The organism is Mycolicibacterium baixiangningiae, from assembly GCF_016313185.1.
GTDB classification, from domain to species: Bacteria; Actinomycetota; Actinomycetes; order Mycobacteriales; family Mycobacteriaceae; genus Mycobacterium; species Mycobacterium baixiangningiae.
Genome location: NZ_CP066218.1, coordinates 4022244 through 4038331 on the forward strand (window position 1 = coordinate 4022244; position 16088 = coordinate 4038331).

General features: G+C 64.2%; 16 protein-coding genes and 3 pseudogenes. 5 read left to right on the forward strand and 14 right to left on the reverse strand.

Annotation, left to right across the window (positions count from 1 at the left end; translation table 11 throughout):
- Positions 1-222 precede the first annotated feature (222 nt).
- Both I7X18_RS19025 and I7X18_RS19030 read right to left on the reverse strand, forming a co-directional pair.
- The gene (locus I7X18_RS19025; RefSeq protein WP_193043581.1) at positions 223-369 is read right to left on the reverse strand and encodes an MFS transporter small subunit; all 147 of its coding nucleotides are present in this window, start codon (positions 367-369) and stop codon (positions 223-225) included.
- On the reverse strand, positions 366-1751 hold the full coding sequence (locus I7X18_RS19030; RefSeq protein ID WP_193043582.1) for an L-lactate MFS transporter: 1386 nt from the start codon (positions 1749-1751) through the stop codon (positions 366-368). Before I7X18_RS19030 ends, I7X18_RS19025 begins: the two co-directional genes overlap by 4 nt.
- Before the next feature lie 259 nt (positions 1752-2010).
- Here I7X18_RS19030 and I7X18_RS19035 point away from each other — a divergent pair, with 259 nt between their 5' ends.
- A complete protein-coding gene (locus I7X18_RS19035) occupies positions 2011-2565 on the forward strand; it encodes a hypothetical protein (protein ID WP_193043583.1) in 555 nt (184 codons plus the stop codon).
- 5 nt (positions 2566-2570) lie between these two features.
- Here the strand turns inward: I7X18_RS19035 and I7X18_RS19040 are convergent, their stop codons facing one another.
- Positions 2571-3284 (reverse strand): LysR family transcriptional regulator substrate-binding protein, encoded by a 714-nt coding sequence (locus I7X18_RS19040; protein WP_193043584.1) that lies wholly within the window; start codon positions 3282-3284, stop codon positions 2571-2573.
- Positions 3285-3325: 41 nt separating this feature from the next.
- Between I7X18_RS19040 and I7X18_RS19045 the strand changes: the two genes are divergently transcribed.
- A complete protein-coding gene (locus I7X18_RS19045) occupies positions 3326-3712 on the forward strand; it encodes a DUF5997 family protein (protein WP_193043585.1) in 387 nt (128 codons plus the stop codon).
- A gap of 195 nt (positions 3713-3907) precedes the next feature.
- Here I7X18_RS19045 and I7X18_RS29670 read toward each other — a convergent pair whose 3' ends face one another.
- The 8 genes and pseudogenes from I7X18_RS29670 to I7X18_RS19075 all read right to left on the reverse strand — a co-directional run bounded on the left by I7X18_RS29670 (position 3908) and on the right by I7X18_RS19075 (position 9337).
- On the reverse strand, positions 3908-4117 hold the full coding sequence (locus I7X18_RS29670; RefSeq protein ID WP_226862595.1) for a VOC family protein: 210 nt from the start codon (positions 4115-4117) through the stop codon (positions 3908-3910).
- A gap of 133 nt (positions 4118-4250) precedes the next feature.
- Positions 4251-4415, reverse strand: a complete 165-nt coding sequence (locus I7X18_RS19055) for a hypothetical protein (RefSeq protein ID WP_193043586.1) — start codon at positions 4413-4415, stop codon at positions 4251-4253.
- Between the two features lie 415 nt (positions 4416-4830).
- Positions 4831-5214, reverse strand: coding sequence for a GIY-YIG nuclease family protein (locus I7X18_RS29675; protein WP_226862597.1), 384 nt, complete (start codon positions 5212-5214; stop codon positions 4831-4833).
- 28 nt (positions 5215-5242) lie between these two features.
- Positions 5243-6859 (reverse strand): annotated as a pseudogene (gene nrdE, locus I7X18_RS29985) (class 1b ribonucleoside-diphosphate reductase subunit alpha); the annotation flags it as partial.
- A 24-nt stretch (positions 6860-6883) separates the two neighbouring features.
- Positions 6884-8092, reverse strand: a pseudogene (locus I7X18_RS29990) (LAGLIDADG family homing endonuclease); the annotation flags it as partial.
- Positions 8081-8641 (reverse strand): annotated as a pseudogene (locus tag I7X18_RS29995) (ribonucleotide reductase N-terminal alpha domain-containing protein); the annotation flags it as partial. The pseudogenes I7X18_RS29990 and I7X18_RS29995, both read right to left, overlap by 12 nt.
- The gene (gene nrdI / locus I7X18_RS19070; RefSeq protein ID WP_193043588.1) at positions 8608-9066 is read right to left on the reverse strand and encodes a class Ib ribonucleoside-diphosphate reductase assembly flavoprotein NrdI; all 459 of its coding nucleotides are present in this window, start codon (positions 9064-9066) and stop codon (positions 8608-8610) included. The pseudogene I7X18_RS29995 and the gene nrdI, both read right to left, overlap by 34 nt.
- 28 nt (positions 9067-9094) lie before the next feature.
- A complete protein-coding gene (locus tag I7X18_RS19075) occupies positions 9095-9337 on the reverse strand; it encodes a redoxin NrdH (RefSeq protein WP_193043589.1) in 243 nt (80 codons plus the stop codon).
- A gap of 498 nt (positions 9338-9835) precedes the next feature.
- Between I7X18_RS19075 and I7X18_RS19080 the strand changes: the two genes are divergently transcribed.
- Positions 9836-10438, forward strand: coding sequence for a TetR/AcrR family transcriptional regulator (locus I7X18_RS19080; RefSeq protein ID WP_193043590.1), 603 nt, complete (start codon positions 9836-9838; stop codon positions 10436-10438).
- Between the two features lie 295 nt (positions 10439-10733).
- On the opposite strand, the gene I7X18_RS19085 is transcribed toward I7X18_RS19080, so the two are convergent.
- Together I7X18_RS19085 and I7X18_RS19090 are read right to left on the reverse strand one after the other, a co-directional pair.
- Positions 10734-11918, reverse strand: a complete 1185-nt coding sequence (locus I7X18_RS19085; RefSeq protein ID WP_193043591.1) for an SGNH/GDSL hydrolase family protein — start codon at positions 11916-11918, stop codon at positions 10734-10736.
- A gap of 129 nt (positions 11919-12047) precedes the next feature.
- On the reverse strand, positions 12048-12374 hold the full coding sequence (locus I7X18_RS19090) for a MerR family transcriptional regulator (RefSeq protein ID WP_332522605.1): 327 nt from the start codon (positions 12372-12374) through the stop codon (positions 12048-12050).
- Positions 12375-12511: 137 nt separating this feature from the next.
- Here I7X18_RS19090 and I7X18_RS19095 point away from each other — a divergent pair, with 137 nt between their 5' ends.
- Positions 12512-13228 carry an SDR family oxidoreductase gene (locus tag I7X18_RS19095; RefSeq protein ID WP_193043593.1) on the forward strand — a complete coding sequence of 239 codons (717 nt, stop codon included), beginning with the start codon at positions 12512-12514 and terminating at the stop codon, positions 13226-13228.
- A 321-nt stretch (positions 13229-13549) separates the two neighbouring features.
- Here I7X18_RS19095 and I7X18_RS19100 read toward each other — a convergent pair whose 3' ends face one another.
- The gene (locus I7X18_RS19100; protein ID WP_193043594.1) at positions 13550-14482 is read right to left on the reverse strand and encodes a DUF5996 family protein; all 933 of its coding nucleotides are present in this window, start codon (positions 14480-14482) and stop codon (positions 13550-13552) included.
- A 423-nt stretch (positions 14483-14905) separates the two neighbouring features.
- Here I7X18_RS19100 and I7X18_RS19105 point away from each other — a divergent pair, with 423 nt between their 5' ends.
- The gene (locus I7X18_RS19105) at positions 14906-16087 is read left to right on the forward strand and encodes an LLM class flavin-dependent oxidoreductase (RefSeq protein ID WP_193044003.1); all 1182 of its coding nucleotides are present in this window, start codon (positions 14906-14908) and stop codon (positions 16085-16087) included.
- Position 16088 lies beyond the last annotated feature (1 nt).

The following is a 16088-nucleotide window of genomic DNA, read 5'->3' on the forward strand; positions in this document are numbered from 1 at the left end:
TCCCAGGCCCAGTGCCGGTTGGGTCGTCGAGTGGTCACTAGTCGTTCACTGAGGCGGTCGGCGTTGAAGCGCCGCACGCCTACTTCGTGGACCGGTTGCTTCCGGGTGTGCCCGCAGTTGCCCGACGCCGGGGCCGCTGCCCGCGAGCCAGTGTGTCGGCGCGGAGGGCGACGAGCGATACGACGCCTGAAGAATGGTCGAGTTACTCGTCGCCGGGCTACGTCACCCGCCGAACAGCTGGCCGACCTTCAGGAGCAACTCGTAGACGCCGTAACCGAAAGGCACCGCGACCCACGCCCACGCGAGCGCGATGTACGCCTTCGGGACGGTCGGCGTGTAGTCGTGCAATTCGACTGGCGGCTCGCTCACCGGTGGTCCTCCTTTTCGACGGCAGTGGTCGGATCGGCTTGGGGCTGGTGCCATTTCGACGAGACCGGTCGGATCAGTTCGTTGCACACCAGGGCGATCACCAGGAGGGCGATCATGATGGTGAACGACAGCGTGTACAGCGCGGGTCCGTCTTTACCCGCTGCGGTCTGATGGTCGGCGATGGAATTGACGATGATGGGTCCGAGGATTCCCGCCGCCGACCACGCCGTCAGCAGTCGGCCGTGGATGGCGCCCACCTGGAACGTGCCGAAGAGGTCACGCAGATAGGCGGGCACCGTGGCGAAGCCGGCGCCGTAGAACGACAGGATCACAATGGTCGCGACCAGGAAAACGATCTTGTTGGAGTTCGACATCAAGGTGATCGTCAGGTACATCAACGCGCCGACACCCAGGTAGAGCCGGTAGGCGTTCTTACGACCGATCACATCGGACAGGCTGGACCAGCCGATGCGGCCGAGCATGTTGCCCAACGAGAGCATGGCGACGTATCCGGCCGCCGCGGCGGCCAATGCGCCCGCCGCCGCGCCCGCTGTCGGGAAGTAGTCCTGGTAGATCGGCGATGCCTTCTCCAGGATGCCGATGCCCGCGGTCACGTTGAAGCACAGGACCACCCATAGCAGCCAGAACTGTGGGGTCTTGACGGCGTTGGTCGCCGACACCTGGCCGCCGGTGACGATCGAGTTCTCCTGCACCGGAGGCGGCGTCCAGCCCTGTGGCTTCCAATCCGCCCGCGGAACGCGGACGAGCAGCCAGCCCAGCGACATGAACACCGCGTACACCACCCCGTGGACGAGGAAGGTCTTCGCGATGCCCGCGCTCTGGGTGCCGAAGGCGTCGAGCATCGCCGTCGACCACGGGGAGGCGATCAGCGCACCGCCGCCGAAGCCCATGATCGCCAGCCCGGTCGCCATGCCGGGCTTGTCGGGGAACCACTTGATCAGCGTCGACACCGGAGAGATGTAGCCGATCCCCCAGCCGATACCGCCGATCACCCCGTACCCGAGCAGCACCAGCCAGTATTGGCCCACGGCGAGGCCGGCGGCGCCGACCAGCCAGCCACCGCAGAAGCAGCACATGGCCGCGAACATCGCCTTGCGCGGCCCGTTGCGGTCCACCCACGTACCGAACACCGCTGCTGACAGGCCCAGCATGACGATGCCGATGGTGAACGGCAGGGCACTGAGCGTGCCGGAGATGTCGAGCGCTCCCTCCAGCGGTTTCTTGAAGACGCTCCAGGAGTACGCCGCTCCGACGGATAGATGGATCGACAACGCCGCGGGCGGGACCAGCCACCGACTCCAGCCGGGTGGGGCGACGATCCGTTCGCGACTGAAGAAGGATGCGGGTGTCTCCGATGCCATCGGTGGGCTCTCCGTTCGACGTGCGAGTTCCGTACCGAACCTGTGGGCTCACTGTGATCGAGCACACAGGCCGCCGGTTTCCCCGGCAGACGATAGTGGAAACGACGAGCATCCTGAAACGTTTCAGCCAATCTCGCCGAGGATCGCCGGTCAGCGCTGAATCGCACTCTCGCCGCCCATCGCGGTTGTGCGGTTTCATACGCGACACGCCAGTGCCGGCGTATCGGGACGCACACTCGACCGGCCATAGCCTGTCGGCATGTCCCGACTCGGCGCTGACGCCGCGACACGCCTCGCAGCCCTCGGCGTGGTGCCGATGGCGCCCGGCCTGTCCGACGACGAGGTCGCGCACATCGAGTCGTCGTACGGATTCGCGTTCGCCGACGATCACCGGGATTTCCTGACTACTGCGTTGCCGGTCGGCGAGGCCTGGCCGAACTGGCGCGCCGACGGCCGCAGAAGCCTCGACAAGCATCTGCGGCTACCGGTGGACGGCATTCTGTTCGCCGTGGAGTGGAAGCAGTTCTGGGACGACGCGTGGGGTCGGCGGCCGGCCCGCATGAAGGACGCGTTGCGCAGCGCGGTTTACCAGTTGGCCCGCGTGCCGCGGATGGTCCCGGTGCACTCGCAGTGCTACCTGCCCGCCGGTCACGGCTCCTCTGGACATCCCGTGCTGTCGATCTACCAGGCCGAAATCCGCGTCATCGCCGACGACCTGCTCGACTACGTCAACAGGCTGTCTGCGCCCGAAGCGCCTGTCCCGCAACCGACCTCAGTGTCGACCGTCGCTTTCTGGTCGGATCACGTGCGCTGAGGGCGTCAGCGGCGACCGCGCTCGGCCCGCCCCGGTTTGCGGGCGCCCTTACCCGTCGCGGCGCGGGCGGCCTGCTTCGCGAGGGTCTTCTCCCGTGCGGTGCGTTTCGGTACCGACGGGGCCTGTCCCCGTGACGATCCGGGTTTGCGGCCCCGCACGATCCCGATGAACTCCTCGAGCAGCACCGACTGCCGCCCCTCGGGGAAGGCCAGCGCCACGGAACAAGTCGGAGCGTCGGTGATCGGGCGGTACGTGAGGTCCTTGCGGTGATACAGCCGCGCCAGCGACTGTGGAACGATGAGCGCGCCGACCCCTGCGGCGACGAGTTCCATTGCGTCCTCAGTGCTCTCGGGTCGGTGATCGACCGGGGTGCCGGGAGCGCCCGCCCAGGCGACGACGTCATCGAGTGGGAGCAGCACCGGCTCGCCGTCGAGGTCGGCGGCACTGATCTCGTCGACGGCACTGAGCACGTGATCGGTCGGCACCACGACCACCGTCGCCTCCTCGTAGAGGGGGATGACGGCCAGCCCAGACGTGTCGGCCGGCAGCCGGAGCAGCGCCACGTCGACGCTGCCCGCCCGCACGGCGGCGGCCGCGTCGGCCACGGCGACGGCGCGCAACCGCAGCGGGACCTCGGGGTGGCGCTCCGCCCAGTTCCTGGCCCACTTCGCGGGCGTCCCACCGGGGACGTAACCGAGGGTGAGCGAGGGCGGGGTCACCGCCTCAGGCTACCGCTGGGCCTCATCGATAAACTAAAGCCATGAGCAGGCCGAACGCGCAGTCCATGAAACCCGCCACGGCGGCGAAGAAGCTGGACGTGTACTTGCCCGCGACGCCCGCGGAGTTCCAGGAGAACCCGATCACCCGCACTGAGCTCGCCGCCCTGCAGGCGGATCCGCCGCAGTGGCTCAAGGACCTCCGCAAGAACGGGCCGCACCCGAAGAACCTCGTGGCAGCCAGGCTGGGCGTCTCGATCGCCGGCCTCGCGCGGGGCGGTGTCGAGGACGCGCTCACCACCGAGCAGATCGATCAGCTGCTCGAGGAGAAGCCCGAATGGCTGGTCGCCGAACGCGAGAGCTACCAGACGGTGCTCCGCGAGCAGCGGCGCCAGAAGGCCCTGCGTGCGGAGCAGGCCCGCGAGAGCTGATCTCGTCGTCCGCCACGGCTGCCGGGTCGAACCAGAAGATCTGCCAGGAGTGGCCGTCCGGGTCGTTGTAGCTGCGGCCGTACATGAACCCTTCGTCCTCGGAGTCGCCCGCCGTACTGCCCGCGGCGATGGCGCGATCCACCAGGGCGTCCACCGCGGTTCTGCTGTCGACGCCGAGGCAGATCACGCACTCCTTCACCTTGGCCGCATCCGCGGTCTGCACCGGGTGGAAGGAATCGAAGAGTCGCGCTGCATCAGCATGGCGAATAGGTTGTCTGCCAGCACGACAACGATCGTCTTATCGTTACAGAACGCCTCGTTGAAGCTGTACCCGAGCTCGGTAAACAACGCCCGCGATCGGTCAACGTCGGCGACGGGCAGGTTGACGAAGATCGGTGTGTGCATGTCGGGTGCCTTCCGGTGGGTCCTCGGAATCCTGGTACACGATGCCGTCGCGAATGCAGACCGTGCTCGGCGCGCGCACTCATCGCTTCCCCGACCTACCCGCGATAAGACGACGCTTCGCGTACCAACACGGCTAGCGGTCGAACAGGTCGCTGAGGCGATCGAAGAATCGGTCGACGCGCCGCTCGAGTCGAGAACCCTTGCCCCACTTCTCCCAGATGTAGATCAGGGCGAACAGCGCCACGACGATCCCGAGCACCATCGCGGTGATGAGAATGGCCTCGACGGTTGTCGACATCGGAATATCATCCGCTACAAGGTATCCGAGGAAGGTAGGCCGTCCTGATCCGTGTCTTCGATGCAGTACCGGCACGTGTCTTTCTTTATGCCTCGATTGGTGTGATGCCTCGTATGCGCACTGCGTCTACTCGACGGCATTGGTCGTCCCTTCCGCACTGCCGACATCTTGGCGCGGGTCTCATCACTGGCCTCGCGCCCGTAATTCGGATTGGCGGCGCCGCGCCTTAGTTCTGCCAGATGCGCACGGGCTTGTTCGGATATGACACGACCGAAGCTCGGATGACTTGCCCCGAACTTGCCGAAATTGGGATTCGCGGGACCCGCGTTTTGTCCCTTACGAAGTTTCGACCACTTCGCACGCTGCTCGGCAGTGTGAGTCCGTCCGTAGAACGGGTTCTCCGCAGCGTATCTACTCACGCCTTTTCGTCCCGTCGACCGGATTCTGGCGGCGTCCCGCATCTCCGCCGTCCATTCGATACCAGTCGGCCCCAGGCCCCCTGGGACAGATTGAGCAGCGGATGGCCTTCCTTCCAGAGCCGCTCGATCCAGGTAATCTCCGCCTGCCCTAGTTCTTCGAGGCCGTCGAAGACCTCCAGTACATCGGCGACGATGTCCTCGCCATCGTGTACTCGAAGCCAATCGTAGAAAGGCGTCTTCCTGCCCGACCGGGCGATCTTGAAGTGCTGCCGGAGACGAATCTCCGCGGTTTTCGTTGTCAGACCGACGTACCGATAGACAAACTCCGGCAGGAACCTGACCCCATAGATCACGCCTCCGGCCGGAGTTTCGTCAGTCACGACATGGCGCCCTATCAGCTACCAATCGCTACAACATGCAGCTGACGCAATTTTCCACCTCAGTGCCTGCCAAAGCCATTTGGCGCAGCCGGATGTAGTACAGCGTCTTGATGCCCTTGCGCCAGGCGTAGATTTGCGCCTTGTTGACGTCGCGCGTCGTCGCGGTGTCCTTGAAGAACAGCGTCAGGCTCAGCCCCTGATCGACGTGCTGCGTCGCCGCCGCGTACGTGTCGATGATCTTCTCGTAGCCGATCTCGTACGCGTCCTGGTAGTACTCCAGGTTGTCGTTCGTCAGGTACGGCGCCGGGTAGTAGACGCGGCCGATCTTGCCTTCCTTGCGGATCTCGATCTTGCTCGCCACCGGGTGGATCGAGCTGGTCGAGTGGTTGATGTAGGAGATCGACCCCGTCGGCGGCACGGCCTGCAGGTTCTGGTTGTAGATACCGTGGGTCTGCACCGACTCCTTGAGCCGCCGCCAGTCGTCCTGGTTCGGGATGCGGATACCCGCGTCGGCGAACAACTGCCCGACCCGTTCGGTCTTCGGTTCCCAGGGCTGCTCGGTGTACTTGTCGAAGAACTCACCCGAGGCGTACTTCGAGCGCTCGAACCCCTTGAAGCGCGAACCACGTTCGATCGCAATGCGATTCGACGCCCGCAGCGCATGGTAGAGCACCGTGTAGAAGTAGATGTTGGTGAAGTCCACACCCTCTTCGGAGCCATAGAGAATCCGCTCACGGGCCAGGTACCCGTGCAGGTTCATCTGACCGAGGCCGATCGCGTGGGAGTCGTTGTTGCCCTGCTCGATCGACGGCACGGAGGTGATCGACGTCTGATCACTCACCGCGGTCAGGCCGCGGATGGCCACCTCGATGGTCTGCGCGAAGTCCGGCGAATCCATCGCCTTGGCGATGTTCATCGACCCCAGGTTGCACGAGATGTCCTTGCCGACCTTCGCGTACGACAGGTCGTCGTTGAACTCCGACGGCGTGGAAACCTGCAGGATCTCCGAGCACAAATTGGAGTGCGTGATCTTGCCGTCGATCGGGTTCGACCGGTTCACCGTGTCCTCGTACATGATGTACGGGTAGCCCGATTCGAACTGCAGCTCGGCGAGTGTCTGGAAGAACTCCCGGGCCTTGATCTTCGTCTTGCGGATCCGCGAGTCGTCGACCATCTCGTAGTACTTCTCGGTCACCGAGATGTCGGCGAAGGGCAGCCCGTACACGCGCTCGACGTCGTAGGGCGAGAACAGGTACATGTCCTCGTTCTTCTTCGCCAGCTCGAAGGTGATGTCGGGAATGACGACACCCAGCGAGAGCGTCTTGATGCGGATCTTCTCGTCGGCGTTCTCGCGCTTGGTGTCGAGGAACCGGTAGATGTCCGGGTGATGGGCGTGGAGGTACACCGCACCCGCACCCTGGCGCGCACCGAGCTGGTTGGCGTAGGAGAACGAGTCCTCGAGCAGCTTCATGATCGGGATGACACCCGATGACTGGTTCTCGATGTTCTTGATCGGCGCGCCGTGCTCACGGATGTTGGTGAGCAGCAACGCGACTCCACCGCCGCGTTTGGACAGCTGCAGGGCCGAGTTGATGGAGCGGCCAATCGACTCCATGTTGTCCTCGATGCGAAGGAGGAAACAATTGTGCACAACCGTGCCGCGAATGGTGTAGGTGTGCGTGCCCTCGACGTGCAGGTTGTACACCTTGGCCGGAACTTCGGAAGTGCGCTTGAGTTCGCGGACTCCGTACACGTGTCGCCCATGGACGATCTGGTACGTGCTTCGCGACATACCCTTCCGACCCACATAGTTGTGCAGGTTCTTGCCGACATCGAAGATGAAGTCTTCGTTGAAGCCTGGCAGTCCAGGCACGAACACCTGTCCGGTCACATTCCCGGCTTGGTTGACGTACTGACGGACGCGAGACATGATCCCGATTCGCCGCAGCACAAGCTGAACTTGGTCAACCAACTCCGGGTTCACCAGGTCGAGCACCATACCGCCGGTCGTGCTGCAGCCATCCCCGCGGAACAGGCCGGCCATTAGGCCGAGCTGAAACTCCTCGTCGGCTGTCAAGACGTCCGCGGACAACCGCTTCGAGTTGTAGCCCGTGCCGACAAGCGAGAGGAACAACGATGCAATGACCTTGCTGTTACACACCATTCGCACCGATTGGTCGGACACGCTCTGGTGGGCGACGAGGTCGGCGGCGAAGACACGCTTGAACGCCGCTGCCAGTTCCTGCTGGTACTCGAGTTCGTGTGTACCGATTGTGAAGTGGACGCCGTTGGGCGACTTGGTACCGTCCGGTCCCACTCGCTTCGACACGTGACCCTCGGCGATGTACCAACCGAGGATCAATCCGAGGTCGTATGACTCCTCGACGTAGCGGTTGATCGACACAAAACTCATGTGGTGCCGCTGCTTGTTGCGGTGCTTCAGATCGGTGTTGACCTTGCGGACGAGGCCGTCCACCTCTTCGTAGAGGCCCGCGCCAACGTGATCCATCATGTCGTGAACCCGAGGCTCGCGCCCTTCCAGCGGTGCGGCCGTCACGATGAAGTCAGTCGGGTGAATGTCCTTAGCAGCAAGCCAGACGAAACCGTTGAACGGATCGGCACCGTCCCCGTCGATGAGCGTTTTCACGTCGCGCGTCGTCCACACCAGGATCGGATGCTCCGGCGTGCACAAGATCGGTTCTTTGTGCCCGAAGTGCGAGATCGATACCAGCGGTTGATTGTTCGGATTCTCGATCAAAGATTCGACGGTGGCGAAAGACCCGTCGTGGGACAGCACCCGGTCACCGGGCTGAAGTGTCTCGATGGCCTTCGGACCTGCAAGTGTGTCGATTGGAGTGCCGGCTGGGAAGCAGCTCACTGGCTCTCCCCGTTGCTTTTTGCCCGAGTTGAGGAACGTCGGCGTTGCCGGCTGGAAGCGACCGTCGATGATCTCGTCGACCAGCTTCTCCGCGAGCGTGGTGTCGCCTGCGGCCAGCGTCAGGGCCACCATCACCACGCGGTCCTCGAAACGCTCCAGGTAACGCTTCCCGTCGAACGTCTTGAGCGTGTAGGAGGTGTAGTACTTGAACGCCCCGAGGAAGGTCGGGAAGCGGAACTTCTTGGCATACGCGCGGTCGAGCAGCGTCTTGACGAAGTTGCGCGAGTACTGGTCGAGGACCTCGCGTTCGTAGTAGTCCTTCTGAATCAGGTAGTCGAGCTTCTCGTCCTGGTTGTGGAAGAACACCGTGTTCTGGTTGACGTGCTGCAGGAAGTACTCGCGCGCGGCGAGCACGTCCTTGTCGAACTGAATCCTGCCGTCCTTGTCGTACAGGTTCAGCATCGCGTTGAGCGCGTGGTAGTCGGTCTCCCCGGGTAGCGCGTGCGCGCCGGTGGTTACAGGCTCTGCAGCTGTGGCGGTTGGTGACACGTCTGTTCCTTCCAAAACTTCGCCAGACCGGCGCGGACGGCGAGGACGTCGTCGACGGTCCCCATCAATTCGAAGCGGTAGAGATACGGCACGCCGCACTTACGGGACACCACGTCACCCGCATAGCCGAACTCGGCGCCGAAGTTGGTGTTGCCCGCGGCGATGACACCGCGGATCAACGACCGGTTGTGTTCGTTGTTGAGGAACGCGATGACCTGTTTGGGGACGTAGCCCCCGGCTCCCGCTTTGTCACTGAGATCGGGCCCGTTCGCGTGCCCACCGCCGTAGGTGGGCAGCACCAACACGTAGGGCTCAGTGACCTCGATGCGGTCACGCAACGGAATGCGGAGGGCGGGCAGTTCCAGCTTCTCGACAAAGCGGTGCGTGTTCTCCGAGACGCTGGAGAAGTACACGATGTTGCCCATTGTTAGACCTCCGCTGACCGCGCACCCGTCAGGCGCTGGCGGCCACCGCGCCGGAGAGCGCCTTGATGCGGTCCGGACGGAAACCCGCCCAGTGGTCGTTACCGGCCACCACGACCGGAGCCTGCAGGTAACCCAGCGCCATGACGTAGTCACGCGCCTCGCTGTCGAGGCTGATGTCGACGATCTCGTAGTCGATGCCCTGCTTGTCCAGCGCCTTGTAGGTGGCATTGCACTGCACGCATGCGGGCTTGGTGTAGACGGTGACGGTCATCGGCGGTACGGCTCCTTACACGAACGGCGGTGGTGAAATCTAATCGAGCTGGCAACGGGTTCGGCACTGCATGCCGCTGTCATGTTCAGCGGCCCGCAGGCTCCAGAAATTCCTGGTCGGCCGGGGTGCGTCTCCGCGGGCCGGAAAGCCGGCCCGACTGGATTCTGCGCTCCGCCCGGCCTCCGAACCGTGGTGGCCTGTCGGTCAGCAAGACACTACACCTAGTGGCCGACAAAGCGGACAGATACAACATGTTCTGAATAACATTTCTGGAATTCCCAGGTCGTAACCTCCCGGCCGCCGCGTGGCACGGCGTGTCGGCGCGCCGAACGACGGCTGTGTCGCTGTCTACGGGTAGGTCTACCACCGGGCACCGACAGCCGACCCGGGGCGTCTGGCACCCCAGGGTGTTCAGCAAACCCACCGGGGCCCATTCGCCCGACGGGCCATTCCGCCGGCCGGTCCGTGTTTCCTGCAGTCAGCCGATAAAGTCGAGGTGTGAGCGCCCCCGACCGGTTCGCCCCACTCCCGGTGACCGATGCGCCGCAGGAGCGTGGCGACGCCGCGCGCAACCGCGTGCTGTTGCTGGAGGCGGCCCGCAGGCTCATCGAGGAACGCGGCGCGGGGGCGGTGAGCACCGACGACATCGCCGCGGCCGCCGGAGTCGGCAAAGGCACGCTGTTCCGTCGCTTCGGCAGCCGGGCCGGACTGATGGTGGTGCTTCTCGACGAGAACGAGAAAGCCCAGCAGCAGGCCTTCATGTTCGGGCCGCCGCCGCTCGGGCCCGGCGCCCCGCCGCTGGAACGCCTGGTGGCGTACGGACGTGCCCGGTTGGCCTTCGTCCACGACCATCACGCGCTGCTGTCCGATGCCGGACGCGATCCGCAGACGCGGTTCAGCGCGCCCGCCACGCTGCACCACGCGCACGTCCGCATGCTCCTGGAGTCGGCCGGCACCACCGGCGACCTCGACGCGCAGACCACCGCGCTCACCGCCCTGCTCGACGCCGACTACATCGAACACCGCCTGACCGAGGGCGCCACGCTCGACGAACTGGGCGATGCGTGGGAGGGCGTGGCCGCCAAGCTGTGCGGGCGGTGAGGCGTGCCGCGCTGGATCATGCAACCCCGATCGGTGCGCGTGCGCGCCAGCCAGGGCTCACCGAACCTTGCTAGCTCCTGGGATGGCGTTTTGCGAAATCCCACGCGATTGCCGCTGGCGTCAGGGCCGCCACCGAAACAGCTTCCAGGCCGGCACGGTTGCCACCACTGCCCACGACAGTGCCGGCACCAGCAGCAGCGCGGAATCCATCGCTGGGCCGCAGCCGGTTTCGGCTGGCCGCCCACAGGTGCGGGACGAAAGTCCCGCAGTCGTCAATCTGACGATCCTGCGCCGTTCATGCCGTCGGCCGCTCTGTTTCGGCAAGCGCGACGAATCGCTCCGCGATGAGTCGATGAGTGGCGGCATCGGGGTGCAGGTTGTCGGGCAGCGGATGCGTCGCTTCGTCACCGGGTCCGTACAGGTCGAGACCATCGACGTAGGACAGGTGCGGATCGTCGGCCTGTCGCCTAGACACGATCTCGGTGAGCTGCGCGCGAATGCCGCTGAGCGTGAGGCGACGCAGCCCCGCGTTCGATACGACGGCGTCGGCCGGGTCACCCTGCGCGACGAAACGCACCGTGCCCGCCGCCAGTGCTTCGACATCGAAACTTCCCGGCCCCGGGGTGGACTCGTGGATGGGACAGTGGAGTGGTCCGATGACGATGAGTGGCGTTGTCGGGTGCCCGTCGCGGATGGTGTCGAGGAACCCGTGCACGGCGGGTCCGAACGCGCGCTGGCGCATCAAGTCCGAGTTCACCAGGTTGATACCGATCTTCACGCTGATCAGTTCGGCGGGGCGATCGCGAATCGCCCTGGCCACGAACGGATCCAGCATGGCGCTGCCGGAAAAACCCAGGTTCACCAGGTCGAAATTCGCGGCCGCGGCCGCCAACGCGGGCCAGGTGGTGCTGGGGGTGTCCGCGTTCGATCCCTGGCTGATCGAGCTGCCGTGGTGAACCCAGGTGGGCCGGTTGGTCCGCACGGGCGCGATTGGCGCATCGGTGCGCAAGCCCACCAGTTCTGTTCGCTCGTAATGCGGCAACCAGACCTCGAGCGTCTTGTCCTGCGGGGTCAGCCCGTCGAAGCGCAGGGTCGCCACCTCTCCCGGTTCTGTCTCGCTCGCACCGGTCGACGGGTCGATACCCACCAGATCACCGCCGTACACCGTCGCGTGCTGGACCCGCCGACCGTCGATCAGCAGATCCACGGCACCGTCAGCACGTGGCGGCACCCCCTTCAGCACAACCCGCGTTCGCAGTAGGTCGAGTTCGATCACGGTCGCGGCCGTGCGCACTGCCAGCCGCACGCCCGACGGCTGGGCTTCGGCACTCAACAGCTGTGGGTCGTCGCATCGCGCACGAGCGGCAGGCGGCAGGCGGTGCGGAAGCCAGCCGCGGCCGGTGTCCTCGAGCTCAGCAAGTCCGCTGAACAGCTCGATGGAGATGGAGTGCGATATCAGACCGGGGCTCCTCGAGGTCATGCTCCCACGCTACGGGTCCCGATGCCTCCACAGCGCATCGCATACTCGTGGGTCAAAACTCATGTTTGCATGTCAACTGCCAGAGGGCATTTCGATAGCCTCCGACACATTCCAGGAGCGTGTCTGTGCTCAGTGTTCAGGTTTCGAAGCTCGGGTGGCGGCTTCCATGGTGCCGAGGATGGTGCCGAGATTCTCTCTGGCCGCGGTCAGTTGTTCGATGCGCAACTCGATTCGCGCTAGTTGATGACGTACCACGTCGAGCATGTCGGCGGTGACTTCCTTGGTGGACTCGCAGGGCAGCAGGGCCACGATTGCCTGACTCGACAGTCCCGCGGCGTAGAGGTGCTGAATCAGCCGGACCCGATCAGCCGCGCCTTCTTCGTAGAAGCGGTGTCCACCCACCGTGCGGTCTGAGGTCAGGAGCTCTTGCTGCTCGTAGTAGCGCAGCGATCGCACGCTGACACCCGTCGTGTGGGCGAGATCTCCGATGCGCATATGAACCGATCTACTTTCGGGGTTGAATCTGACACCCATGTTAGGTCCTAGCGTTGCGGTCAGCCTGCACAGCAGGGTGTTCGTAGTAGAGGAGAACAGTGAAAGTCAGCGATCAGATCGTGTTCGTCACCGGAGCCAACCGAGGGATAGGGCGAGCCTTCATATCGGAACTCCTGGTCCGCAACGTCAAGAAGATCTACGCAGGCGTACGTGATGCCCAGTCGGTTGACCGGCAGCTATCGCAGGATCCACGCATCGAGATCGTGAGGTTGGACGTCACCGACTCGGACGAGGTCGCACGGGCCGCACGGATAGCTACCGACGCCTCGGTTCTGGTGAACAATGCCGGCATCGTCGCGTTCGATTCGCTCCTCGACGGATCGCTCGCCACCATGCGACAGCAGTTTGACACGAACGTATTCGGCGTATTGGAGATGACCAGGGCCTTCGCTCCGACACTGAGATCCCAGCAGGGCGCCGTCGTCAACGTGCTCTCGGCCGCCGCCTGGTTCTCCGCGCCGAACAATGGTGCGTACTGCGCCTCGAAAGCTGCCGCGTGGAGCATCACCAACGCTCTCCGGATGGAACTCGCACCGGCCGGGGTGCTGGTGCAAGGTGTTCACTTCGGAGCGGTCGACACCGATTTCTCCTCGGGTTACAACGGGCCGAAAATCAGCTCTGACGAGGTGGCACGGGCAACGCTGGACGGATTGGAACACGACGAAATCGAGGTTCTCGTCGACTCAGATGCCCGCATGGCGAAGGAGGCTCTGCCCGGGCCACCGAACGCCTTCCTCGAGCAGATGCGCTCTTGAATGCCTCGGCGTTGGCTCGACCGCAGACGTGCACGACGCAGTCCTCGCCGAATTGCTCGAGCCACTGCCCCGGCTTGCCGAGCAGGGCGTCGTCGTTGCGACACCGGGGGTCAGGGGCGGGACCTGTTGAGTAAACGACTTCGTCTGCCTGACCGAGGACCGGGTTCAGATGGGAACGGCGGCGCTACGGCCGCCAAATCAAGCGCGGCGACGTGCATTGGGGGGCGGGATCCTCACCCCACGCGAGCTGATCGCGTACGCACTGAAGACCGCATTTCGATGTCCCACAGCCTCATTGCCGCACAATCGTGGTGAACAACCTCACCTTGTCGACCAGCGGTTCGGGTCGGTCTCCAGCGCATCACGGTCCCAGCCCGCCAGATCGGCAGCCGCACCGTAGGTGAACTCGAGGAAGTCCAGCACGCACTGATCCGGGTCCTTTGCCGCGCGCGCAGTCTCATACGGAAGCAGGTACTGGCGTAGTCCGGTCTCGTAAAAGGCTCCATCGGGACGGCCGGCGAACTCAGCGTAGCCGTCGGGCTCAGGATAGGCGTACGAATAGAACGCGCCTTCCTCTCCGCCACCTGGCCAGAATCCGCAACTGCTCAGTTCGTGTGAATAGCCCTCCACCATCACCCAGTCGGCACAGTTGGGCGCGCCTCCGGGGTGACGCGGCGCGAGACGACCGGAGAACCGGCTGCAGGCCAAATCAAATGAACCCCAGAAGAAATGAACGGGACTGACCTTGCCGATGAACCGGGAACGGAACTCATTGATCACCCGGACGGCTTGCACCAACTGTTGCCAAAATGCGCTGACGGCGGCGGGGTCGTAGCCTGCCTGCTCGTCCTCAGCGAAGGGTATGGCGGGATCCACTTCGTTGGGTCGGGTCGAGATCCTCACCGGTATACCGAGCCGGCCGAGCATTGCCATCGTTTCGTCGTGAAATTGTGCCACTGATTTGTCGCGCAAGTCCATCGACTCGGCGCCACCGTCGCTGACCCGCACCGAAAGCACGTGGTCGACGAAGTCGAACTCCATGTCGAAGACCCGCGCGCCCATCGGGACCGCCGATGTCGTCAGCCCCCGCGGTGAAACGTACAACGGCACCTGCCACCAGTGATTCAGCATCGGGGCGTAGGCCAACCGGACTTTACCGACGACCTGGGTCCACATATGCAGCGTTCGGCGCGCCGGCTCCCAGGCGTCAACGCGCAATGACGGCCATCCGCCGCCGGCCAAGGAATGGGTCATGTCAGCCTTTCGGTTGCTGGGCCGGCCTGAACTGGGCGCCCTGTCGGTCGCAGCGCCGCTTGTGCGGTTCGGAGTCGACCGAGTCGCTGATTTTCATCTTCTGTCCCGCTTGTCTTCTGTCTCGCTTGTCCGGCAGGCACGGTCACAACGTAAGGGAGATCGACTTGTCCGGGGGCGACATTCGGTGGTGACACCACGATCTGTGTGGATCCGGTGCGGAATTGGTCGACATCGCACCGGCCGAGCTGCTTTCTGTGTGTATCCCCGCATCTGTTCGCGTCCCATCGCAGAGCGCGAAACCACGCGTCCACACCGCGTTTCATACGTGGAACCCGGTGGGGAATAAACCAACCCGACAAAGCCTTGACGGTAGATGCAAACGCATCCAACTAGTCGCCTCGCCGGCGGTGGACAGGGGCCATGATGCAATTCGGAGCCTTCTCGGTAAGTGACATCACTTGCGACCCGGTCTCGGGCGTGACGCCGAGTGAGGCGGAGCGGATCGACGCGATCTTGAGGATCGCGGCGAAGACCGAAGAGATCGGCATGGACGTGTTCGCGATCGGCGAGCACCACAACCCACCGTTCTTCTCGTCCTCCCCCACGACGCTGCTGGCTGCCGTTGCGGCGACGACGAAGCGACTGGTCGTCACCACCTCGACCACTCTGATCACCACGAACGACCCGGTCCGGATCGCCGAGGAGTACGCAATGCTCCAGCACATTTCCAAGGGCCGGATGGATCTGATGGTCGGGCGCGGCAACACCGCACCGGTGTATCCGTGGTTCGGCAAGGACATCCGGCAGGGGCTGCCGTTGGCCTTGGAGAATTACGATCTGCTGCACCAACTCTGGCGTCAGGACGTCGTCGACTGGGAGGGCAGGTTCCGATCAGCGTTGCGGGGCTTCACTTCGACCCCGCGCCCGTTGGATGATGTGCCGCCGTTCGTGTGGCACGGGTCCATCCGCACACCCGAGATCGCTGAGCAGGCAGCATTCTATGGAAACGGCTTCTTCGCCAACCACATCTTCTGGCCTACTGAGCACTCGCTGCAACTGATCGATTTCTACCGTGAGCGCTTCGAGCACCACGGTCACGGCACCAAGAAGCAGGCCATCGTGGGCCTCGGCGGCCAGGCGTACCTCGCCAAGCGCTCGCAAGACGCGTACAGGGAGTTCCGCCCCTACTTCGACGAGGCGCCGGTGTATGGTCACGGCCCGTCGCTGGAGGACTTCAGCAAGAGGACCCCGCTGACGGTCGGCAGTCCGCAGGAAGTGATCGACAAGACACTGACTTTCCATGACACGTTCGGCGACTACCAGCGACAGCTGTTCCTGATCGACCACGCCGGTCTGCCCCTGAAGACGGTGCTGAACCAGCTCGACCTGCTCGGCGCGGAAGTCATCCCGGTGCTGCGCAAGGAACTCCAGTCCCGCAAGGATCCCGATTCTGCCGACGCGCCGACCCACGAGTCGCTGGTGCGGGCGAAGTACGGCGACCTGCCGGCGCGGCAACCACGCCCCAACGCCAACCGCGGCGACAACGTCACCGCCGGCTCCCCGTATCAGGACAGTTCATCCGCGTCGACCTCAGGGAATGGATGAG